General features: G+C 70.9%; 2 protein-coding genes. Both read right to left on the bottom strand.

Annotated features, from left to right (window positions below):
- Window positions 1-312, bottom strand: a 312-nt coding sequence (locus tag AC1DYG_RS18980) for an LppA family lipoprotein (RefSeq protein ID WP_477641421.1), incomplete at its 3' end; no start/stop codon positions are given.
- Between the two features lie 57 nt (window positions 313-369).
- The coding region (locus tag AC1DYG_RS18975; protein WP_477641420.1) for a hypothetical protein at window positions 370-577 on the bottom strand (208 nt) is incomplete at its 5' end.

Raw genomic sequence — 577 nt, 5'->3', positions numbered from 1 at the left:
CCCCTGGCCGTAGGTGTAGGAGAAGCCGTCGCAGTTCCCCGCCGACGACGGCGGACGAGACTGGCGCCACGGACCGACCGGGACGGCAGACGAGATCGCGGACCGGATCTCGTGCCCCATCGCCTCCGCCCGCACGATCATCTCCTCCAGGGAGGGCCGGGCCATCAGAACCGCGGTCCGGCGCGCCGCCTCCTCGTCGCTGTACCGCTCGCCGCCACCGATGGACATGCATCCCCCCAGCACCACTGCCGCCGTCACGAGTGCCACCGCCGCGACGCTTCGCCTCGTCAGCTCACGCACGCCGATCGCCATGCCTGTCACCGTCTTTCGCATCGGAACGCACCGTTGCTCCGCAGGACGGAACTGACATCAGAACGGACCTCGCAGCAGGCCCGAGGGCAGCGGCAGCGGGATCTCTCCCGGCAGGCCCAAGAGGCCGCCGAGCCCAGAACCGTCACCGAAGACCCGCTCCCGGAGGTCCCCCAGCGGGGAGCCCGGAACCCGGTCCGCAAGACCGGCGTCGGTACCCTCCACGATCCGCTCCGGCATTCCGCCGACGACCGCGGCGATGTTGTAC

The sequence above is a fragment of the Pedococcus sp. P1_H8 genome, from assembly GCF_056405175.1.
Note: the sequence above shows the minus strand (reverse complement) of the source record. Positions and strands in the feature narration are given on the sequence as shown.